The organism is Pseudomonas sp. P7758, assembly GCF_013386485.1.
Lineage (GTDB): Bacteria > Pseudomonadota > Gammaproteobacteria > Pseudomonadales > Pseudomonadaceae > Aquipseudomonas.
In genome coordinates this window covers 16,149-38,178 of the sequence record NZ_JACARS010000035.1, presented here as the reverse complement: position 1 = coordinate 38,178, position 22,030 = coordinate 16,149, and the positions used below count along the sequence as shown (strand labels likewise).

20 protein-coding genes are annotated in these 22,030 nt (G+C 59.9%); 8 read left to right on the top strand and 12 right to left on the bottom strand.

Going from position 1 to position 22,030, the window contains the following annotated elements; translation table 11 throughout:
* Positions 1–51: 51 nt before the first annotated feature.
* From sixA to HX873_RS09050, 3 genes are read right to left on the bottom strand one after another with little or no spacing between them, the layout of a single operon-like run.
* Positions 52–501 (bottom strand): phosphohistidine phosphatase SixA, encoded by a 450-nt coding sequence (gene sixA / locus HX873_RS09060; protein ID WP_003210545.1) that lies wholly within the window; start codon positions 499–501, stop codon positions 52–54.
* Positions 498–845: a DUF4389 domain-containing protein gene (locus tag HX873_RS09055; RefSeq protein WP_003210547.1), complete on the bottom strand. Its 348-nt coding sequence runs from the start codon at positions 843–845 to the stop codon at positions 498–500. Before HX873_RS09055 ends, sixA begins: the two co-directional genes overlap by 4 nt.
* A gap of 10 nt (positions 846–855) precedes the next feature.
* Positions 856–1,881, bottom strand: coding sequence for an NAD(P)H-dependent glycerol-3-phosphate dehydrogenase (locus HX873_RS09050; RefSeq protein ID WP_003210548.1), 1,026 nt, complete (start codon positions 1,879–1,881; stop codon positions 856–858).
* A gap of 195 nt (positions 1,882–2,076) precedes the next feature.
* On the opposite strand from HX873_RS09050, the gene HX873_RS09045 reads away from it, so the two are divergent.
* From HX873_RS09045 to fabB, 5 genes are all read left to right on the top strand, one after another.
* The gene (locus HX873_RS09045; protein ID WP_085984626.1) at positions 2,077–4,209 is read left to right on the top strand and encodes a TonB-dependent siderophore receptor; all 2,133 of its coding nucleotides are present in this window, start codon (positions 2,077–2,079) and stop codon (positions 4,207–4,209) included.
* Between the two features lie 20 nt (positions 4,210–4,229).
* Positions 4,230–5,141 carry an ABC transporter substrate-binding protein gene (locus tag HX873_RS09040; protein WP_052024261.1) on the top strand — a complete coding sequence of 304 codons (912 nt, stop codon included), beginning with the start codon at positions 4,230–4,232 and terminating at the stop codon, positions 5,139–5,141.
* A complete protein-coding gene (locus tag HX873_RS09035; protein WP_102369646.1) occupies positions 5,138–7,039 on the top strand; it encodes an ATP-binding protein in 1,902 nt (633 codons plus the stop codon). Before HX873_RS09040 ends, HX873_RS09035 begins: the two co-directional genes overlap by 4 nt.
* Positions 7,040–7,287: 248 nt before the next feature.
* Positions 7,288–7,803 carry a 3-hydroxyacyl-[acyl-carrier-protein] dehydratase FabA gene (fabA, locus tag HX873_RS09030; RefSeq protein WP_003210552.1) on the top strand — a complete coding sequence of 172 codons (516 nt, stop codon included), beginning with the start codon at positions 7,288–7,290 and terminating at the stop codon, positions 7,801–7,803.
* Between the two features lie 11 nt (positions 7,804–7,814).
* The gene (fabB, locus tag HX873_RS09025) at positions 7,815–9,035 is read left to right on the top strand and encodes a beta-ketoacyl-ACP synthase I (RefSeq protein ID WP_003210553.1); all 1,221 of its coding nucleotides are present in this window, start codon (positions 7,815–7,817) and stop codon (positions 9,033–9,035) included.
* A gap of 505 nt (positions 9,036–9,540) precedes the next feature.
* Here the strand turns inward: fabB and HX873_RS09020 are convergent.
* Entirely contained in the window at positions 9,541–11,166 is a 1,626-nt protein-coding gene (locus HX873_RS09020) for a methyl-accepting chemotaxis protein (RefSeq protein ID WP_177122593.1), read from the bottom strand.
* 148 nt (positions 11,167–11,314) lie between these two features.
* A complete protein-coding gene (locus HX873_RS09015) occupies positions 11,315–12,319 on the bottom strand; it encodes an amidohydrolase family protein (protein WP_102369647.1) in 1,005 nt (334 codons plus the stop codon).
* 140 nt (positions 12,320–12,459) lie between these two features.
* Here HX873_RS09015 and HX873_RS09010 point away from each other — a divergent pair, with 140 nt between their 5' ends.
* Positions 12,460–12,876: an OsmC family protein gene (locus HX873_RS09010; RefSeq protein WP_003210558.1), complete on the top strand. Its 417-nt coding sequence runs from the start codon at positions 12,460–12,462 to the stop codon at positions 12,874–12,876.
* Between the two features lie 64 nt (positions 12,877–12,940).
* Positions 12,941–13,813, top strand: a complete 873-nt coding sequence (locus HX873_RS09005) for a pirin family protein (RefSeq protein WP_177054676.1) — start codon at positions 12,941–12,943, stop codon at positions 13,811–13,813.
* 135 nt (positions 13,814–13,948) lie between these two features.
* Here HX873_RS09005 and HX873_RS09000 read toward each other — a convergent pair whose 3' ends face one another.
* The 4 genes from HX873_RS09000 to HX873_RS08985 all read right to left on the bottom strand — a co-directional run bounded on the left by HX873_RS09000 (position 13,949) and on the right by HX873_RS08985 (position 17,663).
* Positions 13,949–14,677 (bottom strand): dienelactone hydrolase family protein, encoded by a 729-nt coding sequence (locus HX873_RS09000; protein ID WP_008434010.1) that lies wholly within the window; start codon positions 14,675–14,677, stop codon positions 13,949–13,951.
* A gap of 66 nt (positions 14,678–14,743) precedes the next feature.
* Entirely contained in the window at positions 14,744–16,648 is a 1,905-nt protein-coding gene (htpG, locus tag HX873_RS08995) for a molecular chaperone HtpG (protein WP_003210561.1), read from the bottom strand.
* An 89-nt stretch (positions 16,649–16,737) separates the two neighbouring features.
* Positions 16,738–17,190, bottom strand: coding sequence for a PaaI family thioesterase (locus HX873_RS08990; RefSeq protein ID WP_087694453.1), 453 nt, complete (start codon positions 17,188–17,190; stop codon positions 16,738–16,740).
* Positions 17,187–17,663, bottom strand: a complete 477-nt coding sequence (locus HX873_RS08985; protein ID WP_003210563.1) for a PaaI family thioesterase — start codon at positions 17,661–17,663, stop codon at positions 17,187–17,189. The genes HX873_RS08990 and HX873_RS08985 overlap by 4 nt, the downstream gene beginning before the upstream one ends.
* A 157-nt stretch (positions 17,664–17,820) precedes the next feature.
* Between HX873_RS08985 and HX873_RS08980 the strand changes: the two genes are divergently transcribed.
* Positions 17,821–18,063 carry a hypothetical protein gene (locus tag HX873_RS08980; RefSeq protein ID WP_003210564.1) on the top strand — a complete coding sequence of 81 codons (243 nt, stop codon included), beginning with the start codon at positions 17,821–17,823 and terminating at the stop codon, positions 18,061–18,063.
* A gap of 149 nt (positions 18,064–18,212) precedes the next feature.
* On the opposite strand, the gene brnQ is transcribed toward HX873_RS08980, so the two are convergent.
* The 3 genes from brnQ to sucC form a co-directional block, all read right to left on the bottom strand.
* On the bottom strand, positions 18,213–19,526 hold the full coding sequence (gene brnQ, locus HX873_RS08975) for a branched-chain amino acid transport system II carrier protein (RefSeq protein WP_003210565.1): 1,314 nt from the start codon (positions 19,524–19,526) through the stop codon (positions 18,213–18,215).
* A gap of 417 nt (positions 19,527–19,943) precedes the next feature.
* Entirely contained in the window at positions 19,944–20,825 is an 882-nt protein-coding gene (gene sucD / locus HX873_RS08970; protein ID WP_003210566.1) for a succinate--CoA ligase subunit alpha, read from the bottom strand.
* Entirely contained in the window at positions 20,825–21,991 is a 1,167-nt protein-coding gene (sucC, locus tag HX873_RS08965) for an ADP-forming succinate--CoA ligase subunit beta (RefSeq protein WP_003210567.1), read from the bottom strand. Before sucC ends, sucD begins: the two co-directional genes overlap by 1 nt.
* Positions 21,992–22,030 lie beyond the last annotated feature (39 nt).

Sequence of the window (22,030 nt, the reverse complement as noted above, 5' to 3'; positions counted from 1 at the left end):
TAAGTGGCCGTTACCGAAGAAACGGATATGTACCCAAAACCAAACCCAACCTTAAGGATTCCGAACACTCAAAAGACTCATCAACCCCGCCAACGGAAAATCCCCCTCCAACTCCGCCAGACTCGCCGTACTCATAGCCTGCGGCTGCCGCAAATGCCCATGCTGCAAATAACTGATCAGCCCCCCCACAAACGGCTGATGGCTAACCAGCAACACATCATCGTCATTGTCGAGATGCTTGAGCACCTCCAGCGGATTACTCTCCGGCGTCAACCAAGGCACAGTGCGGATCTCAGGCTCAAACCCCAACGCCTCCCGCACCAACTGCGCCGTTTGCTGCGCCCGCACATACGGACTGGCAATGATCGCCCGAATCGGCTGCCCAATCAGATGCCCCGCACTGCGCAAAACCTCATCGCGCCCATGGGCCGTCAAATTACGCTCGGCATCCGTACGCGCATGCCCCTCGGCCTCACCGTGACGCAACACCCACACCTTCATAGCTTGGGTTCCTCATCACGCGCCGGATGCGGTGCAGGCGGCACACTGTGGGCAGCCTCACCTTCCGGTGCACGGGGCGTCGGCCAATCGGCGAACGGCCAAGGCTTCTGATCACTGTGAAAACTGCCAAACCGCCCAATCTGCGCCAAAAACTGACTCAGGCTGTCACCAAAATTCATCAGCCCCAGGTTCGGCGCCCCATACACCAGGCGATAAACCAGTTGCACCACCACCAGCGCGCCCAGCAGAAACTGCGCCACTTGCCACACCAGGGCAAACACCAGCATCCACAGCACACGCAGGCCAATGGATTCGTACTTGGGAGCTGCTTTCGGATCGTTCATGACGCGTTCCTCAGTTGAAACCACTGGTGGAAATAAAGTCGACATCGGTTTTAGGCTCGGCGCGCATCAGCAACTCGATGACCTGGTTCAAGGTGCGCCCTTCAAACAGGATCGCGTGCAACCCGGCAACCAGCGGCATATACACCCCGACCTCCTGAGACTTGGCCTTCAGCACCTTCAGGGTGTTGACGCCTTCCGCCACTTCGCCCAAACGCGTCACGGCGTCTTCCAGGCTCAAGCCCTGGCCAAGGGCAAAACCGACCTGATAGTTGCGGCTTTTCGGTGACGAGCAGGTGACGATCAGGTCGCCCACACCCGCCAGGCCAAGGAAGGTCATCGGGTTGGCGCCCTGATTGACCGCAAACCGGGTCATCTCGGCCAGGGCGCGAGTGATCAGCATGCTCTTGGTGTTTTCACCCATGCCCAGCGCAACCGCCATGCCGGCGATGATCGCGTAGACGTTCTTCAACGCCCCGCCCAGCTCGACGCCGAAACGGTCGGCACTGGCGTACACGCGGAAGGTGCGACCGTGCAGCACCTCCTGCACCCGCTCGCAGAGTTCTTCGTCTTCACTGGCGATCACCGTGGCAGTCAGCGCGTGCTCAGCCACTTCCCGCGCCAGGTTCGGCCCGGACAACACGCCAATCCGCGCTTCGGGGGCGATTTCTTCAAGGATCTCGCTCATCAACTTGAAGGTGTGCGCCTCAATGCCCTTGGTCAGGCTCACCAGCAGCTTGCCCGCCAGCCGCTCGGCATGGGGTGCAAGCACCGAACGCAAAGCGCTGGAGGGCAGCGCGACGAAGCACAGGTCGCACTCGTCCAGCGTCGCCTGTAAATCAGTCACCGGCTCCACGGCCGGCAGAATCTTGATGCCTTTAAGGTAACGGGGGTTTTCCCGGTTGACCCGAATGGCTTCGGCTTGCTCGGGGTCACGCATCCATTGGCGCACCCGGTGACCATTTTCAGCCAGCAGATTAGCCACGGCGGTACCAAAACTTCCGCCTCCCAGGACCGCAATAGGGCGCTGTTCAGTCATATGCAATCCGTTAATCCATAGCAGTGGCGATGGCCGCATTATACGGAGCGACCCGCCTGCGGCCAGCCCCCGCGTCAATTCAAACGCTTGTCGGAAAATGCGACATTTGTGCGAAGTAATTACAGGGCCGACGACTGGCAAAAGGCCCCACCTCAGTTAACATGGGCGGCTATCCGTAATTATCAAGGCCGTGCCGTGTATTTGGGCCCTCCTCCTCGCTCATCCCTTTTGCTGACGTTGTTGTGCATGCCGTGGTGCAGTGTGCCGGTGCTGGCTGACGACCTGTTCCTCGACAGCCAGCCGCTGCCGCAGGTGCTGACCGCCACCCGGCTCAAGCAATCGGCCGCCGCCGTGCCCGGCAGCATGACGGTGATCGACAGCGAGCTGATCAAGGCCAGCGGTGCGCGGGATATCCCCGAACTGCTGCGGCTGGTGCCCGGGATGATGGTCGGCTACACCACCGGCAACCAGGCCGCCGTGAATTACCACGGCACCCAGGCGGGCGATGCGCGGCGCATGCAGGTGTTGATCGATGGGCGCTCGGTGTACCGAGCGGGCCTGGCCACGGTGGACTGGAGCGATATTCCGGTAGCCCTGGAAGACATCGACCGTATCGAGGTCTTCCGCGGCCCCAATACCGTCAGCTACGGCGCCAACGCGCTGATGGCCGTCGTCAACATCCTCACCCGCTCGCCGGCCAACAGCCATGGCACGCGGATGAAACTCACCCAGGGCGGCCGAGGGATCAACGACTGGTACGCCAGCCAGGGCATGGGCTGGGACACCGGCGATTTGCGCCTGTCACTCTCCGGTCAACAGGACGATGGCTTTGACAGCGACCGCGTGGGCGCTGACCGCCGCGACGGGCGCCGCCTGAACCGCTTCAGCCTGGCCGTGAGCCAGACCCTGAATGCGCAACAAAGCATCGACTGGCAACTGGACGCCAAGGAAGGCACCAACCAGCGCCCTTACACCTACCAACCGGTGTTCGACGGGATTACCGAAGGCGGTAACAATTCCGACGTCAGCGCCAAGGACTATGCCGGTTCCCTGCGCTGGAACTTCGACTTCAACCCCGATCACAGCCTGTATATCCAGGGTTCGGCCCAGCAATGGGATCGCCGGCAGATCTGGCGCGCGTGCGATGCCAAGGTCTCGTTCAGCCCGGAACTGACGCAGCTGTGGCAGCTCAACCCCAACTATGCCGAGCGACTGGCCCGGCACATGAACAACTTCAACCCAGGCAACCTTCCACCCGGCAGCGCCGCCGAGCAGGCACTGGCCCGCCAGGTGCTCCAGCAATGGGGGGACGGCGGCAAGGACCCGGTCTGTGGCAACATCGACCAAAGCACCAAGGAAAGCCGCTACGACCTGGAGCTGCAAGACACCCTCAGCCTGTCCGACAGCCTGCGCCTGGTCAGCGGCATGAACTACCGCTACGACCGCGCCGACTCCGACACCTACTTCAACGGCACCCTGGACGACACCACCTGGCGCCTGTTCGGCCACCTGGAATGGCGGGCCAGCGAACACTGGCTGCTGCAGGGCGGCGCAATGTACGAAGACACCCACCTGAGCGGCAACTCGCTGACGCCACGGGTGGCCGTCAACTACCTGATCAACCCGCGCCACGGCCTGCGCGCGGTGTACTCCGAAGCCATTCGCTCCCCGGACATGTTCGAGAACAACGTCAACTGGAGCTACCGCGTCACCAACCTCAGCTCGCCGGCCTACGGCCAGAACTCCGGCCAATACTTCGTGGTGACCCGCGGCCCGGGCAACCTCGACAAAGAGCTGATGCGCTCCCGGGAGCTGGGCTACAACGGCTTTTTTGCCGACATCGGGCTGAACGTCGACGTGAAGCTGTTCTACGACGAAATCAGCGAAATGGTCAGCGAGCCGCTGCGCAACAACCAGTACATCGCCAGCAACTCGAACAGCTCGCGCTTTACCGGCACCGAAACCCAGCTCGACTGGCACATGAGCACCGCCGACCGGCTGCGCGTCACCTATGCTTATGTGGATGCCAGCGCCACCAACCCCCTGGACAGGCAGCAGACCGCCCGCAACAGCGGCTCGGCCGGCTGGATGCGGGAATGGGGCCATGGCTGGTCCAGCGCGGTGTTCTACTATGGCGACGATGCGCTCAACCAGTATCGCTTCGAAAGGGTCGACCTGCGGGTGGCCAAGCGCATTGCCTTGGGCAAAGCCAACGTGGAGCTGGCCGGCATGTTGCAACAACGCCTCGACAATCAGCCCACCACCTGGCCCGACAACAACTATGACCAACGCCACGTGCTCTACTTCAGTGCGGAGTTAGAGTTCTAGTGGACAGCGACTCGTCACGGATGACCCTGCCCTTTACCGCCCGGCTCTGGCGGTGCTGTGTGTTGCTTGGGGTTTTACTGTTCGGCGCACCGACATGGGCAGCGGATATCCTGCTGACCGCCGACGAAGACGGCCCGGGCGTACAAACATTCGTCCAGGCCCTGGCCCTGCAGCGTCCCGAAGACAGCGTGAAGTTCACCCCGCTCAAGGACCTGCCCGCCCCCGCAAACTTGCCGACCAGCACCCGCCTGATCCTGCTGGACCTGCCCAGCCTTGACTGGCGCCTGCAAGACGCCCAGGGCCCACCGACCCTGGTGCTGCGCATCAGCCGCCTGCAAGCGCGCCAGCGCCTGGGTGCCACGTTGCCTGCGAAGATCAGCCTGCTGTGGAGCGACCCACCGCTGGACCGACAACTGCGCCTGATCACCGGCATCCTGCCTCAGGCCCGGCGCATCGGCGTGCTCTATGGCATCGACAGCGAGTTCCTGCTGCGCGAGCTGCGCCAGTACGCCGCGCCCATGGGCCTGGAGATCGTGCCCCAGCTTTGGGAAAACATTAATGACAGTCGCCCGCTGCAAAGCCTGTTCAAGAACAGCGACGTCTTGCTGGGGCTGGATGATCCCCAGCTGTACAACCCGAAAACCGCGAAAAACCTGCTGCTCAGCAGCTACGCCAGGCAATTGCCACTGGTCGGGCCCAACGCCGGGTTCGTCAAGGCCGGCAGCCTGGCCAGCACCTACAGCGATCAGACCGACTGGCTGGATGTGCTCGACCGCCTGCTGGATCATGCGCCGGCCAGTTGGCCGCGCTCGCTGTACCCGGAACGTTTCAAAGTCGTAGGCAACCCGCAGGTTGCGCGCTCACTGGGGATCGAACAGGTGGACGAAACCAACGTCGCCGCCCGCCTGGCCGAAGGAGAAAAACGCCCATGACATTTCGTCGCCGTTGGGACATCAACACCCGGACCCAGCTCATTACCCTGGGCCCGGCACTCCTGCTGACGCTGCTGTTGATCAGCTTCTTCACCTTCGTGCGGATCCAGGACCTGCGCCAGGAACTGGACCACACCGGCCAGTTGATCGCCAACCAACTGGCGCCGGCCACCGAATACGGGGTGATTTCCGGCAACAACGACGTGCTTGAGAGCCTGTTGCGGGCCACCCTCGCCACGCCGCACGTGCGCTTCCTGGAGATTCAGGACAGCGCAGAAAATATCCTGGTGTATGTCGAGCAACCGTCGGAGAAGCACGATCGCTCGCTGTCGGTGAAAGTCTTCCAGGCGCCGATTCGCCTGCAACATATCCAGCTGGGCAATGACTTCTTCCAGGACAGTACTGCCGAGCCCAAGGCCCCGCGCGCGGACTACCTGGGGCGAGTGATTGTCGGCATGTCCAACGATGCGTTCAGCCAGCGCCAGCAGGAAATCCTGTTCAAGGCCGGGATTCTCGCGCTGTTCGCCCTGCTGTTTACCTTCCTGCTGGCCCGGCGCCTGGCGGCCAGCCTGTCGCAACCGATCAGCGCCATGGGCAATGCGGTCAAGGCGATCCAGCAGGGCGATTACCAGACGCCGCTGCCCATCGTGGATGACTCGGAGCTGGGCGACCTGTCGCGCCACATCAATAACCTCGCCGATGGCTTGAACCAGGCCAGTCGTGAACAGCACCAGGCCATGGCCCAGTTGATCCAGACCCGCGAAGAAGCCGAGCGGGCGAACAATGCCAAGTCGGACTTCCTGGCGATGATGAGCCATGAATTGCGCACGCCGATGAACGGGGTGCTGGGCATGCTGCAACTGCTGGAAACCACCGACATGACCGAGGAACAGACCGAATACGCGGCACTGGCCTCGGAGTCCACCGAACACCTGCTGAAGGTGATCAACGACATCCTCGACTTCTCGCGCATCGAGCGCGCGGCCCTGGAGCTTGAGCACATTCCGTTCGACCTGGTGGAGCTGATCAGCAGTTGCGCCCAGGCCTTCCAGCACGCCGCCCAACAACGCGGGCTGGCGCTCGAAGTGCCGATCCCCCAGGGCCTGGGCTCGCTGCAGGTACAGGGCGACCCGACCCGCATCCGGCAGATTTTGGTGAACCTGATCGGCAATGCCCTGAAGTTCACCGAGCAGGGCACCGTCACCGTCGAACCCCACTGGCAGACCCTGGACCATGAATTGCTGTGGTTCACCTGCACCGTGCGCGATAGCGGGATTGGCATTTCCGCCGAGCGCCTGGAACTGATGTTCGATGCGTTCCAGCAAGCCGACAGTTCCATTTCAAGACGTTACGGCGGCACCGGACTGGGACTGCCTATCGCACGCACCCTGGCCGAACGCATGGGCGGCACCCTGCGCGCCCAGAGCGAAGAAGGCCACGGCTCGGTGTTTACCCTGGAAATTCCGCTGGCGATCTACCAGCAGAGCTTGCCGGTGCTCGCGCCGAATACCGAAGGCAATGGCCGTGCGGGCGAAGGGCGCAACGTGTTGCTGGTGGAAGACAACCCGGTCAATCGCACGGTGGTCGAAGCCATGCTGCGCAGCCTGGGGTTCGAGGTGAGCATCGCCACCGACGGCGCCGAAGCGATTCGCAGCGCCGAAAGCCTGATTTTTACCGCAATCCTGATGGACTGCCGACTGCCGGGCATCGATGGCTACGAGGCTACCCGGCAGATTCGCCAGTTGCCCGGTTGCGCCGAGCTGCCAATCATTGCCCTCACGGCCAATGCCTTGCAGGGCGATCGCGAAGCCTGCCTGGCAGCTGGAATGAACGATTACCTGGCAAAGCCGTTCAAACGCACGGATTTGCAGCAAATCCTGCAGAGATGGGTGCAGTAACACGGTGCCATCAGCCAACTGCGACTGGCGTGAAAGACGAAAGTGCGGCAGTCTTAGGCACCCGAACGGGCCCGTAAACCGGCCCGGTTTATAATTTCAGTGCACAAGTGTACATTCATGACCTTGACGCTGTGACTTTCACTACAACGCAATAGTCTATGTGTAGGCTGCCGATATGAGGCATGAACGCTTCAGTCGGCCGGGAAGATTTGCCCTGCCCTGCCGCATGGGATTATTGAGGAGCTCGCATGACCAAACAAAACGCCTTTACTCGGGAAGACCTGCTGCGCTGCAGTCGCGGTGAGCTGTTCGGCCCAGGTAACGCGCAACTGCCCGCCCCGAACATGCTGATGGTGGATCGCATCACCCATATCAGCGAAGAGGGTGGCAAGTACGGCAAAGGTGAATTGGTCGCCGAGCTGGATATCACCCCTGACCTGTGGTTTTTCGCCTGCCATTTCGAAGGCGATCCGGTGATGCCGGGCTGCCTGGGCCTTGACGCCATGTGGCAGCTGGTCGGTTTCTACCTGGGCTGGCAAGGCCTGCCGGGCCGCGGTCGCGCCCTGGGTTCGGGCGAAGTGAAGTTCTTTGGCCAGGTCTTGCCGACCGCCAAGAAAGTCACTTACAACATTCAAATCAAGCGCGTCCTCAAGGGCAAGCTGAACCTGGCCATTGCCGATGGTTCGGTGACTGTCGACGGTCGCGAGATTTATACTGCCGAAGGCCTTCGGGTCGGCGTATTCACTTCCACTGACAACTTTTAAGGGTTATCCGCATGCGCCGCGTCGTTATCACTGGTCTGGGCATTGTTTCGTGCCTGGGCAATGACAAAGAGACCGTCTCCGCTAACCTGCGTGCAAGTCGCCCTGGCATCCGCTTCAACCCGGAATATGCCGAAATGGGTCTGCGTAGCCAGGTTTCCGGCTCCATCGACCTGCCCCTCGAAGAACTGATCGATCGCAAGATCTATCGCTTCGTCGGCCACGCAGCCGCTTACGCCTACCTGGCCATGAAGGACGCGATCACCGATTCCGGCCTGAGCGAAGACCAGGTATCCAACGTGCGCACCGGCCTGATCGCCGGTTCCGGTGGCGCGTCGACCTTGAACCAGATGGAAGCGCTGGACATCCTGCGCGAGAAAGGCGTCAAGCGCGTTGGCCCGTACCGCGTCACGCGGACCATGGGCAGCACCGTTTCCGCCTGCCTGGCCACACCGTTCAAGATCAAGGGCGTGAACTACTCGATCTCCTCCGCTTGCGCCACCAGTGCTCACTGCATCGGTACCGCTGTAGAGCAGATCCAGTTGGGCAAGCAGGACATCGTGTTTGCCGGCGGCGGTGAAGAAGAACATTGGAGCCAGTCGTTCCTGTTCGACGCCATGGGCGCCCTGTCGACCCAGTACAACGAAACCCCGGACAAAGCCTCCCGCGCCTATGACAAGAACCGTGATGGCTTCGTCATTGCCGGCGGTGGCGGCATGGTGGTGGTCGAGGAGCTGGAACACGCCCTGGCCCGTGGTGCGAAGATCTACGCGGAAATCGTCGGCTACGGCGCGACGTCCGACGGCTACGACATGGTTGCGCCAAGCGGCGAAGGCGCCATCCGCTGCATGCAGATGGCCATGTCCACCGTTGATACCCCGATCGACTACCTGAACACCCACGGTACTTCGACTCCGGTCGGCGACTCCAAGGAAATGGAAGGCGTGCGTGCGGTATTCGGCGACAAGGCTCCGGCGATCAGCTCTACCAAGAGCCTGTCGGGTCACTCCCTGGGCGCCGCTGGCGTTCACGAAGCGATCTACTGCCTGCTGATGATGGAAGGCAACTTCATGGCAGGTTCTGCCAACATCGAGGAACTGGACCCGGACGTGGCTGACATGCCTATCCTGACCAAGACTCGTGAAGATGCGACCATCAATACAGTGATGAGCAACAGCTTCGGCTTTGGTGGCACTAACGCCACCCTGGTGCTGAAACGCTGGCAGGGTAAGTAAGCTCTCGCAGCTTGATCGCCTGAAAACGCCCCGACTGGTTCGGGGCGTTTTTTTACCCGTTTACCGCGCTTACAGTGGCTCACTTTTGAAAGCCGGAATGCGTGCCCAGTCAAAAGTAAGCAAAACGCTCTTGCCCGATCACTCGGCACCTCGCTCAGGCTTGAGTGTTTAGAAGCAAAATCAAAAGCTAAAACGGGCACGGTCCAATGTGGGAGCGGGCTTGCTCGCGAAGGTCGTTAACGATGACGCTGGCATCCTGATTCAACGCGGCGTTCTCAGGTTTTCGCCGGCAAGCCGGCTCCGACAGAAAAGCGGTTCTGCTTTTGCTTCTAACACTCAGGTCGGCTTCCAGGCCGCCGTGCTCTTGCTTTTGATCTTAGGCGCCCCGCCGACAGGCGGGGCAGAGCGCTTTGGTTACTTTGCCGCTTTTTTGCAAAGTGACTCGCTGTAAGAGCGAAACCATAAGCCGCCGTGACCGCAGCAACGGATATGCCCCCCCAACAACCTAAACCGAAAACCGAGCCACCATCGTGTTGAGATCCACCGCCAACCGCGACAACTCCTGGCTCGCCGCACTGGTCTGGTTCGCCCCCGCCGACGTCTGCTGTGCCAAATCGCGAATATTCATCAAATTGCGATCCACCTCCCGCGCCACCGCCGCCTGTTCTTCCGAGGCACTGGCAATCACCAGGTTGCGCTCATTGATCAGGGTAAACGCCGAAGCAATCTCCTCCAGCGCCGTCCCCGCCGACTTGGCGATATCCAACGTTGACCGCGCCCGAGTATTGCTCTGCTGCATGGAGCTGACAGCCTGATCAGTCCCCTGCTGAATCCCACTGATCATCTGCTCGATTTCCTGGGTCGACTGCTGCGTACGATGCGCCAAGGCACGCACCTCATCCGCCACCACCGCAAACCCACGCCCGGCATCCCCAGCTCGCGCCGCTTCGATGGCGGCATTCAGCGCCAGCAAATTGGTCTGCTCGGCAATCGAACGAATCACATCCAGCACCTTGCTGATGCCATATACCTTCTGCGCCAGGTCCTCCACCTGAGTCGCATTGGCCGTCACATCATCCGCCAGGGACTCAATCGACAACACCGTCTGATGCACCTGCTCGCGCCCGTGCTGAGCGATACGATCCGACTCCCGCGATGCCTGGGACGTAGCCACCGCGTTGCTCGCCACCTCCTCCACCGCCGCCGTCATCTGGTTCACCGCAGTAGCCGCCTGCTCGATTTCCTGACTCTGCTGATGCAACCCACGGGTGGCATCTTCGGTCACGCAACTAAGCTCTTCGGAAGCCGACGCCAACTGGCTGGACGAATCGGAAATACGCCGAATGGTTTCCCGCAGGCTCTCCTGCATGCTTTTCAGCGCCTGCTGCAAACGCGCCGGCTCATCCTGGCCGCTGACAGTAATCACCCCGGTCAGATCGCCACTGGCCACACCCTGGGCGACTTTCAAAGACTGGGATAACGGCAGCACAATACTGCGGGTCAGCAACAATGCCAGGCCGATGGTGATCAGCGCCGTCACGGCAATCATGCCAACCACCCAACTGCGCGATTGCGTGAACACACTTTGCGCCAGGCTCGCCGCCTGATTGGCACTGACCTTGTTCAACGTCACCAGCTCACGCAGGGTACCGGCCAGTTCGTCGGCCAACTGGTTCATCTCGCCGTTGACCACCTTGATCGCGTCTTCCAACTGATTCGCCTGGGAAAACGCCATCACCTGTTCCTGGCGCTGCAGGTAACGCTCTTCCTCGGTTTTAAAGCGATCGAACAGCACCCGCTCTTCAGGCAGCACGATCAAGCCTTCATAGAGGGACTGAGCCTTGTGCAGGCCGCTTTTCAGCTCGGTGATTTTCTGCTCATTCTGCGTGATTGCCTGCGGGTCGCGGTTAAGCAGCAGCCGCAACGTCAGGGCCCGCACCCGCAGCAGGTCCTGATTTATCTCGCCGACCGCCATCACGCTGGGCAGCCAGTTGTTTTCCACCTGGTCAGACTGCTGGCGCATATTGCCCATCTGCAACAAGGCGAACCCGCCCAGGGCAAACACCATCAGCGCCAGCAAACCAAACCCCAGGCCGGCGCGAGGGGCGATATTCAGACTTCTGATATTCATGCTCGGAATCCTTCCAAAAGCGCTGCATCCACCTGCAGCGGGCTCTTGAAAGGTATCGGCGAGTTGAGACTTTTGCCTAAGACGAAAACGCGATATCAAAACGCCTTATGATCGCCCCGCCCCGCCTGTAGCGATTCAGCTAAACCCATCACCTGGGCTTGGGCAGAATCGCCAGGAAATTGTCCCGTGCGACCTTTCTGGCCACATCCTCAGGCAACGCATCGAGGAACGGGTCAAAGCTGCGCATTTCCTTACCGAGCTTGTTGAAGCGTCCTACCACGTCTGAGCCAAGCATGAAGCGGTCCGGGAAGCGCTCCACCAGCTTTACCCACTCAGGGCGTGCCATTCCCGCCTCATCCAGCAAGTAAGGCGTGAGCACGCTCCAGGACAGGTCGACGTAAAGGTTGGGGTAAGCCTCCAGCATGCGCGCCAGGGTCGGCAGCAAAAAATCCATCTGCGTCTGGTGCCGATGGATCTCCATGCTGCTGCCCGCATGGGCCCAGATAAACCGGGTGTGCGGGTGATTACGCAGCGGCTCTTCCATTTCCGCCAGGTACAACGGATTTTTCTCACGCTTGGAGGTGATGTTGGAATGCACCATCACCGGCAGATCATTCTCCGCGGCCAGGTGATAGATGCGGGTCATCGCCTCGTTGTTGGCCCTTGGGGTGTCGCCGGAGGTCAGCGCGGTCAGGTCGTCGTGACGGGTGAAGACTTCGCCGATGCCTTGCCAGAGCCCAGGATTGAGATCGAGCATGCGCTGGATATGGGATGCGGCATTTTTATCGTTGGGATTGAAACCACTGAGGAACGGATGAAAGCGCTGACGTTGCTCCGGGCTCAGTTTATTGACCGCATCGGCGACGAACACGTCGGTGGCGCTGTACCAATAGGCGTCGGCGTCGTCCCCGGCGTAATAGCGCGGCCGCTTGGGTTCGTCCTCATGCCATTTCTTGGCCACCGGTATGCCGGAAATCATCACGTGCTCGATGCGATTATCGGCCATGGCCTTGAGTAATTTATCCATGCCCGCCGACTCCTGGAAGAAATCGACGTAATGCAGGTGTGCATCGCTGTAGGCATAGTCGCGAGCCTGCACCGCAAGGCTTGCGGCGGTCAGCAACAGGGCAATACTCAGGCGGGTCCGGCGCACGGGGGTATCTCAAACAAGGGCTAATGCCGGTAGACCTCGGACCGCGCCTACGGGTTCAGCGGTAAACAACGGGGAACACCAACGTGCCAGCATGCTCTATAACTGCATGAGCTTCTTCCTGCCACCCTGTGAGGTTTGCCATGCCTGTTACCGTGAACACGCTGAACGCCGAAAACTTCCGCCACAGCGTCAATATCAATAACCACGAGCTGTTTACCGACCTGCCCAAGAGCTTGGGCGGCGACGATTCGGCGCCCTCCCCCCACGATTACTTCGACGCCGCACTGGCGTCCTGCAAGGCCCTGACCGTCAAGCTCTATGCGCAGAAAAAAGACATACCGCTGACCGGCGTGACCGTGGAAGTCACCCATGACAGCACCGAAGAGCAAAAGGGCAAATACAAGCTCAACGTCAAACTGACCCTCAAGGGCGTACTCACTGACGAGCAGCGCGACGAGCTGCACCGCGTGGCGGATCGCTGCCCGGTGCACAAGCTGATGACCACGGCCGAAGTTACCATCGAGACCCGGCTCTCCGAAGGCGCCTTCAGCCAGTAGCGGCAACCTCCCGTCGAGCGGGTTATGCTGAGTACCATCAGACCCGCTCAGACTGGGAAGCACCATGACCACCGTGACCGTGATTCGCCCGCGCGCCGAAGATGTGGAAGGCCAACCGATCCTGCGCCCACTGCCCTCCAGGCAATGCCGCAGCGTCGGGCCTTTCGTGTTTTTCGACCATATGCTGCAAACCCGTTATGCCCCGGGTACCGGCATGAACATTCGCCAACACCCGCACATCGGCCTCTCTACCCTGACCTACCTGTTTGAAGGCGAACTCCTGCACAAGGACAGCCTCGGCTCCGATCAGGTGGTCAAGGCCGGGGACGTCAGCTGGATGACAGCCGGCAGTGCCATTGCCCACGTTGAACGCAGCCCCGAGGCGTTGAAGGCCAGTGGTTTCAGCCTGCACGGGTTGCAAGTGTGGCTGGCCTCCCCCAAGGAACATGAACAAGGGCCTGGGCATTACAGCCATCATCCGGCCGCCAGCTTGCCGGTGAGCGATAACCTCGGCGTGCAGATTCGCCTGATTGCCGGCAGTGGCTTTTGCCTCGAATCGCCGGTGCCGGTGTTGTCGCCCACCTTGTATGCCGAGGTGCGGATGCAGACGGCTACCACCCTGCTGATCCCGGATGAGCATGAAGAACGGGCGGTGTATGTGCTGGAGGGTGAGGCGCAGTTGGATGGCGAAGCGCTGGAGGTGCATAGCCTTGTGGCGTTGCCGGCAGGCGCAAGCATGGGGCTGTTTGCCGAGACTGATTGCCACCTGGTGGTGTTCGGCGGCGCGGCGCTGGATGGGCCACGGCGGATTAACTGGAATTTTGTCGCGAGTGATCCGGCGTTGATCGAGCAGGCTCGGCAGCGTTGGGCGGCTGGGGATTGGCCGACAGTGCCGGGGGAAAGTGAGCGGATCGAGTTGCCTGGAGGCAAGGCTTAAGCGCTTTATTGCCTGTGAAACAGCCTTCGCGAGCAAGCCCGCTCCCACATTTCGACCGCGTTCCTTCAGGATGTACACGGTTAAAATGTGGGAGCGGGCTTGCTCGCGAAGGGGCCAGCTCAGGCAACCGAACTATCAGCCCTTGAACACTTCATCCAGCAAGTTATGCATCGACTGAAAGGCCCGCGCAGCGGTCTTCGCGTCATACATCATCTTGCCCGGCACATTCGCGTGCGGGTCGGTAAACGAGTGCACCGCACCGCCGTAGCTCAGCAATTGCCAATCCACACCGGCGGCGTTCATTTCGTCTTCAAACGCCGGCAGTTGCTCCTTCGGCACCAACGGGTCGGAAGCACCGTGCAACACCAGCACGGAACCCTTGATGTTTTTTGCATCGGCCGGGTTCGGCGTGTCGAGGCTGCCGTGGAACGAAACGGCAGCTTTCAACGGTGCACCGGTACGTGCCAGCTCCAGGGAGCAGCAACCACCGAAGCAGAAACCAAAGGTCGCCAGCTTCGAGGTATCCACCGCCGCTTCAGTCTGGGTTTTCAGGTGATCAAGCGCGACCTGCATGCGCTTGTTCAACAGCGGCCGGTCATTCTTCAACGGCATCATCGCCGCACCCGCTTCATCGCCGTTCGAAGGGCGGACGGTTTGCCCGTACAGGTCGGCAAGCAGCACCACGTAGCCCTTGCTGGCCACGCTCTTGGCGATCTCTTCAGCGCCGGCACTGACACCCATCCAGTTCGGCGCCATCAACAACCCTGGCAGCGGGCCCTTATGACTGGCATCAAATGCCAGGCGGCTTTCATAAGACTGGCCATCAATCTGATAGACCACGGAACGCACGGTGATTTGGCTCATCATTTACTCCAGGTGAAAGGCTCCAGAACGAAAAAACCCGCCGAAGCGGGTTTTTCTACAACGGTGTTAAACCGACAGTTCAACCAACAGCTTGTTCAGTCGGCGCACATAAGCGGCCGGGTCTTTCAGGCTGTCGCCGGCAGCCAGGGCTGCCTGGTCGAAGAGGATGTGCGACAGGTCGCCAAACCGCTCTTCGCTCTGCTCGCCGTCGAGTTTCTCGATCAGCGGGTGCGCCGGGTTGAATTCAAAGATCGGCTTGGAATCCGGAACCTTCTGACCGCTGGCTTCCAGGATCTGACGCATCTGCATGCCCAGGTCCTGCTCGCCGATGGCCAGGATCGCCGGGGAATCGGTCAGACGGTGGGAAACCCGCACTTCGCTGACGGCATCGCCCAAGGCGGTCTTGATTCGCTCAACCAGACCCTCTTTGGACTTGGCCACTTCTTCAGCGGCTTTCTTGTCTTCTTCGGAATCCAGGTTGCCCAGGTCCAGGTCGCCGCGGGCGACGTCAACAAAGCTCTTGCCGTCGAAGTCGCTGAGGTAGCTCATCAGCCACTCGTCGATGCGGTCGGTCAGCAGCAGCACTTCGATGCCTTTCTTGCGGAAGACTTCCAGGTGCGGGCTGTTCTTGACCTGAGCGTAGGTTTCACCGGTCAGGTAGTAGATCTTGTCCTGACCTTCCTTGGCGCGAGCCAGGTATTCAGCCAGGGAAACGTTCTGCTCGCCGTCGTCACCGTTGGTCGATGCGAAACGCAGCAGGCCGGCGATTTTTTCCTTGTTGGCGAAATCTTCTGCCGGGCCTTCTTTCATGACCTGGCCGAAGTTTTTCCAGAAGCCCTTGTATTGCTCAGGCTCGTTTTTCGCCAGCTTTTCCAGCATGTCGAGGACACGCTTGGTCAGCGCCGACTTCATCGAATCGATGATCGGGTCTTTCTGCAGGATTTCCCGCGACACGTTCAGCGACAGGTCGTTGGAGTCAACCACACCCTTGATAAAGCGCAGGTACAACGGCAGGAACGATTCCGCCTGGTCCATCACGAATACGCGCTGCACATACAGCTTCAGGCCTTTCGGCGCTTCACGCTGGTACAGGTCGAACGGAGCACGGGCCGGGACGTAGAGCAGCGAGCTGTATTCCAGCTTGCCTTCGACCTTGTTGTGGCTCCAGCTCAGCGGGTTTTCGTAATCGTGGGCAATGTGCTTGTAGAACTCCTGGTATTCCTCGTCCTTGACTTCGGTACGAGGACGGGTCCACAGGGCGCTGGCGCGGTTGACCACTTCCCATTCCTGGGCTGGGGCTTCTTCGCCTTCGGCCGCCGCTTGTTCTTTCGGCAACTCGATCGGCAACGCGATGTGGTCGGAGTACTTCTTGATGATATTGCGCAGACGCCAGCCATCGGCGAACTCGTCTTCACCGGACTTCAGGTGCAGGACGATGCGGGTACCACGATCAGCCTTGTCGACAGTGGCGATTTCAAATTCGCCCTCGCCCTTGGAAGACCAGTGCACGCCTTCGCTGGCGGCAAGGCCGGCACGGCGGCTGAATACTTCAACCTTGTCGGCAACGATGAAGGCCGAGTAGAAGCCCACGCCGAACTGGCCGATCAGGTGCGAATCTTTCTTCTGGTCGCCCGACAGGTTCTTCATGAAATCAGCGGTGCCGGATTTGGCGATGGTCCCCAAGTGGGTGATCGCATCGTCACGGCTCATGCCGATACCGTTGTCTTCGAGGGTGACGGTTTTCGCGTCCTTGTCGAAGCTCACACGGATTTTCAGTTCCGCGCCACCTTCCAGCAACTCAGGCTTGGACAGGGCTTCGAAACGTAATTTGTCGACAGCGTCAGAGGCGTTCGAGATCAATTCGCGAAGGAAAATTTCCTTGTTGGAATACAGCGAATGGATCATGAGGTGCAGCAGTTGCTTCACCTCGGTCTGGAAGCCCAGGGTTTCCTTTTGAGTTTCCACACTCATGGTCATCAAACTCCAATTGGATGGCAGTGGCCGCGCCCTTGAGGGTTGGCGGCGGGTTGTCATCAAAGTTGGGGGCTAAGACCAGGATTTCAAGGGCGGGCCGGTTCCTCAATCTTGAAATGCGCGCGGGCGGTGGCAATCGGTTCGGCCTGGGTACTTTGCCACGCGGTAATCGCCACGTTGGCCACCCGCCGGCCCTGGCGCCACACCTGGCATTTGGCATAGGTGTCGCGAAACTGGCCGGCGCGCAGGTAATCCAGGGAGAAATCGATGATCTTGGGAACGCCAGGCGCACCGGTGAATACCAGCAAATGCAAGGCTGCGGACAGCTCCATGAAGCCCGCGATCACCCCGCCGTGGATCGCCGGCAATATCGGGTTACCAATGTTGTCCTTGTTGGCCGGCATGCGAAACAGCAATTCATCCCCCAGCCGCGTGCATTCGATGCCAATCAGCCTGGCGTAGGGAATCAGGTTGAGCAGCGCCTCATAGTTGCCCCGTTCGTGGGCTTGCTGCAGACGGGTCTTGAACTGATGTTTCATGCCTGTTCTCCCTTGATTGCATTGCCCAGGCCCTGGCTGCCCTTGAGGCGCTTGCCCATGCGCATGAACGTGCCCACCACGTGGGCAATCGGTTGCTGCGGATCGTCCTGGTAGGCGAAGCCGCGGGTGAAGATCACGTCGGTGGTCACCCGGTAGCACTGGGCAAAGCCGAATACCGGTTTATGGGGCTCGGCCGGGTGCATGTAGTCGATGCGCAGGTCCAGGGTCGGGCAAACCTCGAACTCCGGCAGTACGCACAAGGTAGCCATGCCACAGGCGGTGTCCATCAAGGATGTGATGGCGCCGCCGTGGATCACGCCGGTCTGCGGGTCACCGACGATATGCGGAGCATAGGGCAGCACCAGCGTCATGCCGTCCTCACTGGCGGCGTGCACCTGGATGCCCAGCACCTGGCAGTGGCGCAAGGCTGAAACAAAGCGCGTGGCACGGGATAAAAGAGGATTTTCGGTCATTCGTTAAAGACTCTTATTAGTGTGGAGCCGGCGGAGTAGACAACCTTGCTGAAAGTTCCCTAGGGAAAAGCCTTATATATCTGTGAGATTTAAGGAACTAAGCGTTGGGCATAGGCTCGAAAGGCCAGTAGATATCTTCAATAAGGAGAAACACCCCATGCGCAAGACTTTAGCTATTTCCATGATGCTGGCTGCTGCCCTCGGCCTCGCTGCCTGCGACAAAAAATCCGAAGACAAAGCCCAAGACGCCGCAGCCCACTCTGAGCAAGCTCAAAAAGACATGGCGAAAGCACAGGATAAAGTGAACGACGCTGCGAAAGAAAACGCCGATGCTGCCAAAGCTCAGGCTGAATCGAACGAAGCTGCAGCGAAAGAAGCAACACCTGCAACCGGTTCTTGAGTCTGACGACTTGAACACTGTGACTTGAAAAGTCATGTTGCAAAAGAAAGCCCGCTTAATAGCGGGCTTTACTTTGTCCGGTGCTTTTAACCCGGCCGGGCAGCTCGAAACTTCGAACTAAACCTCGGCACAAGTTAGTGGCTAAACGTTTAAGCCATCGCTTCACTGCGTTTGCCCAGCAGGCGGTCAATCACCACCGCAACCACCAGCGTCATCACCGAAGGCACCAGCCACGCCAGGCCCTGCTCGCTCAGCGGCAGGTGAGCCAGTTGCGATGGCATCCAGTCAGCCAGGCCCGCGCCCTTCAGCGCGTCAATGCAACCGAAGATGAACGACACCAGCATCACCGGGCCAACGATCCGGCCCTGCTCCTGCCAGAAGTCCTTACAGAAGCTCAGGGCCACCAGCACGATGCACGGCGGGTAAATGGCGGTCAGCACCGGGATCGAGAACGCGATCAGCTTGGTCAGGCCCAGGTTGGACACAAACAGCGAGAATACCGCCAGGATCACCACCAGGGTCTTATAGGACAGCGGCAGCACGCGGCTGAAGTACTCGGCGCAGGCGCAGGTCAGGCCCACCGCGGTTACCAGGCACGCCAGGGAAATCAACACGGCGAGGAAACCGCTGCCCAGGGAGCCGAAGGTGTGCTGGACGTAGGCGTGCAGCACGGCGGCGCCGTTGGCGGCACCGGCCGCCACTTCGTGGCTGCCTGAACCGAGGCGGAACAGGCTGATGTACACCAGCGCCAGGCCCACACCGGCAATCAGCCCGGCGATGATCGCGTAGCGGGTGATCAGCTTCGGCGACTCGACGCCACGGGAGCGGATCGCGTTGACGATCACAATGCCGAATACCAGCGCGCCGAGGGTATCCATGGTCAGGTAACCATTGATAAAGCCCTGGGAGAACGGTGCCGCCACGTACTCAGGGGTGGCAACACCCACATCGCCGGCCGGCAAGGCAAAGGCAGCAATGCCCAAGACGGCCAGGGCGATGATCTTCAACGGTGCCAGGAAACGACCGACGGTATCCAGCAGGCGGCCCGGGTACAGGGAGATGAAGAACACCAACAGGAAGTACACCGAGCTGTAGAGGAACAGCGCCAGCGGGCTTTCACCGGTCAGCGGCGCCAGGCCCACTTCAAAGGAAACGGTGGCGGTTCGCGGGGTGGCGAACAACGGGCCGACAGCCAGGTAGGCCGCCGCTGCCAGCAAGCCACCGGCGATCTTGCCGATCGGACTGCTCAACGCGTCCATGCCACCACCGACCTTGGCCAGGGCGACAACGGTGATCACCGGCAAACCGACCGCGGTGATCAGGAAGCCCAGCGCTGCCATCCAGACATGAGGCCCGGACTGCAAACCGACGATTGGCGGGAAGATGATGTTGCCGGCGCCCACGAACAGGGCAAAAGTCATAAAGCCCAACGCCAGGATGTCCTGGCTTTTCAACACTTTCATTTGAGGAAATACCACACTACTGAATCGGAATTTAGAGAGGGCTTCCCTATGGATGAGGGAAATACTGCCGGTCCGGATGGGGACCGACCGGTCTGGCGCGAGGCTTCCTTTTGGGAGGCACACGCATAAAGAGGCGGCTAGCCTAACGAATTTGCGGGTCAAACGCACTGTTGCGGGGCGAACTGTCCGATAAGCGACATTTTTATGTCGCGTTTTTATATCTAAATTTTGAAATGCGATCGAATGTGGGAGCGGGCTTGCTCGCGAAAGCGGTGTATCAGCCACTCATGAGCTGACTGACACACCGCTTTCGCGAGCAAGCCCGCTCCCACATTTTGATCTCCACCAACCTTCAGAATGCACAAAGGCCACCCGAAGGTGGCCTTTGTGGGGTGAAGCGTCAGTTAAGCGCGAGGCTTACTTGACAGCCCAACCGGTCAGCTCGGACAAAGCCTTGCCGATGTCTGCCAGCGAACGCACGGTTTTAACGCCTGCGTCTTCCAGGGCAGCAAACTTCTCGTCTGCAGTACCCTTGCCGCCAGAGATGATTGCGCCCGCATGGCCCATGCGCTTGCCAGCAGGGGCAGTCACACCAGCGATGTAGGAAACAACCGGCTTGGTCACGTGTGCCTTGATGTAGGCAGCCGCTTCTTCTTCAGCCGAACCGCCGATCTCACCGATCATTACGATCGCTTCGGTCTTCGGGTCTTCCTGGAACAGCTTCAGGATGTCGATGAAGTTCGAGCCTGGGATCGGGTCACCGCCGATGCCGACGCAAGTCGACTGACCGAAACCGGCGTCAGTAGTCTGCTTGACAGCTTCGTAGGTCAGGGTGCCGGAACGGGAAACGATACCGACTTTACCTGGCAAGTGAATGTGACCTGGCATGATGCCGATCTTGCATTCGCCTGGAGTGATCACGCCTGGGCAGTTAGGGCCGATCAGGACTACGCCCAGCTCGTCGCACTTAACTTTAGCGTCCAGCATGTCCAGGGTAGGAATGCCTTCGGTGATGCAAACGATCAGCTTGATGCCGCCGAATGCTGCTTCCAGGATGGAGTCCTTGCAGAAAGGAGCTGGAACGTAGATCACGCTGGCGGTGGCGCCAGTGGCAGCTACAGCATCTTTCACGGTGTTGAACACTGGCAGGCCCAGGTGCTCGGTGCCGCCTTTACCAGGAGTAACGCCACCCACCATCTTGGTGCCGTATTCGATGGCTTGCTGGGTGTGGAAACTACCTTGGGAACCGGTAATACCCTGGCAGATAACCTTGGTGTCTTTATTGATCAGGACGCTCATTATTTGCCCTCCGCAGCTTTGACAACTTGTTGAGCAGCGTCGGTCAGGCTGGTAGCAGCGATGATGTTCAAACCGCTTTCTGCCAGTACTTTAGCGCCCAGTTCAGCGTTGTTACCTTCAAGGCGCACAACAACCGGGATTTTAACGCCGACTTCTTTCACTGCACCGATGATGCCTTCGGCAATCATGTCGCAACGAACGATGCCGCCGAAGATGTTGACCAGTACTGCAGCGACGTTGGAGTCGGACAGGATGATCTTGAACGCTTCGGTAACGCGTTCTTTGGTGGCACCGCCGCCTACGTCGAGGAAGTTGGCTGGTTTGCCGCCATGCAGGTTGACGATGTCCATGGTACCCATGGCCAGGCCAGCACCGTTGACCATGCAACCGATGTTACCTTCCAGGGCTACGTAGTTCAGTTCGAACTTGGCAGCGTGCGCTTCGCGCGGATCGTCTTGCGACGGATCGTGGAAAGTCTTCAGCTTAGGCTGACGGTACATGGCGTTGGCGTCGATGTTGATCTTGGCATCGAGGCAATGCAGATCGCCGTCAGCCTTGATCACCAGCGGGTTCACTTCCAGCAGGGCCAGATCGTGATCCTGGAACAGTTTGGCCAGACCTACGAAGATCTTGGCGAACTGGGCAACTTGCTTGCCTTCCAGACCCAACTGGAATGCCAGCTCGCGACCCTGGAATGGCTGAGCGCCAACCAGTGGATCGATAGTGGCTTTCAGAATTTTTTCTGGGGTTTCTTCAGCGATCTTCTCAATGTCCACGCCACCTTCGGTGGAGGCCATGAACACGATGCGACGGCTCGAACGGTCAACGACAGCGCCCAGGTACAGCTCTTTAGCGATATCAGTGCACGATTCAACCAGGATCTTGGTGACTGGCTGGCCATTGGCATCAGTCTGGTAAGTCACCAGACGCTTGCCCAGCCACTGCTGAGCGAAGGCTTTGGCGTCTTCTTTGCTGCGAACCAGCTTAACGCCGCCCGCTTTACCGCGACCACCAGCGTGGACCTGGGCTTTGACAACCCACTCGGTGCCGCCGATTTTGTCGCAAGCTTCTGCTGCTGCTTCCGGGGTGTCTACTGCGTAACCCTTGGATACTGGCAGGCCGTATTCAGCGAACAGCTGCTTACCCTGATACTCGTGAAGATTCATGCTTATTACCGTCTTCGTTAGGTACTGCGCATTCGGCGC

Coding starts and splice junctions, on each gene's coding strand:
- sucC (WP_003210567.1), bottom strand. CDS start 21,991: ATGAATCTTCACGAGTATCAGGGTAAGCAGCTGTTCGCTGAATACGGC.
- HX873_RS09000 (WP_008434010.1), bottom strand. CDS start 14,677: ATGAGCCAAATCACCGTGCGTTCCGTGGTCTATCAGATTGATGGCCAG.
- fabA (WP_003210552.1), top strand. CDS start 7,288: ATGACCAAACAAAACGCCTTTACTCGGGAAGACCTGCTGCGCTGCAGT.
- HX873_RS09055 (WP_003210547.1), bottom strand. CDS start 845: ATGAACGATCCGAAAGCAGCTCCCAAGTACGAATCCATTGGCCTGCGT.
- sixA (WP_003210545.1), bottom strand. CDS start 501: ATGAAGGTGTGGGTGTTGCGTCACGGTGAGGCCGAGGGGCATGCGCGT.
- HX873_RS09020 (WP_177122593.1), bottom strand. CDS start 11,166: ATGAATATCAGAAGTCTGAATATCGCCCCTCGCGCCGGCCTGGGGTTT.
- brnQ (WP_003210565.1), bottom strand. CDS start 19,526: ATGAAAGTGTTGAAAAGCCAGGACATCCTGGCGTTGGGCTTTATGACT.
- HX873_RS08985 (WP_003210563.1), bottom strand. CDS start 17,663: ATGACCGAAAATCCTCTTTTATCCCGTGCCACGCGCTTTGTTTCAGCC.
- htpG (WP_003210561.1), bottom strand. CDS start 16,648: ATGAGTGTGGAAACTCAAAAGGAAACCCTGGGCTTCCAGACCGAGGTG.
- HX873_RS08990 (WP_087694453.1), bottom strand. CDS start 17,190: ATGAAACATCAGTTCAAGACCCGTCTGCAGCAAGCCCACGAACGGGGC.
- HX873_RS09035 (WP_102369646.1), top strand. CDS start 5,138: ATGACATTTCGTCGCCGTTGGGACATCAACACCCGGACCCAGCTCATT.
- HX873_RS09040 (WP_052024261.1), top strand. CDS start 4,230: ATGACCCTGCCCTTTACCGCCCGGCTCTGGCGGTGCTGTGTGTTGCTT.
- HX873_RS09050 (WP_003210548.1), bottom strand. CDS start 1,881: ATGACTGAACAGCGCCCTATTGCGGTCCTGGGAGGCGGAAGTTTTGGT.
- fabB (WP_003210553.1), top strand. CDS start 7,815: ATGCGCCGCGTCGTTATCACTGGTCTGGGCATTGTTTCGTGCCTGGGC.
- HX873_RS09010 (WP_003210558.1), top strand. CDS start 12,460: ATGCCTGTTACCGTGAACACGCTGAACGCCGAAAACTTCCGCCACAGC.
- HX873_RS09005 (WP_177054676.1), top strand. CDS start 12,941: ATGACCACCGTGACCGTGATTCGCCCGCGCGCCGAAGATGTGGAAGGC.
- sucD (WP_003210566.1), bottom strand. CDS start 20,825: ATGAGCGTCCTGATCAATAAAGACACCAAGGTTATCTGCCAGGGTATT.
- HX873_RS08980 (WP_003210564.1), top strand. CDS start 17,821: ATGCGCAAGACTTTAGCTATTTCCATGATGCTGGCTGCTGCCCTCGGC.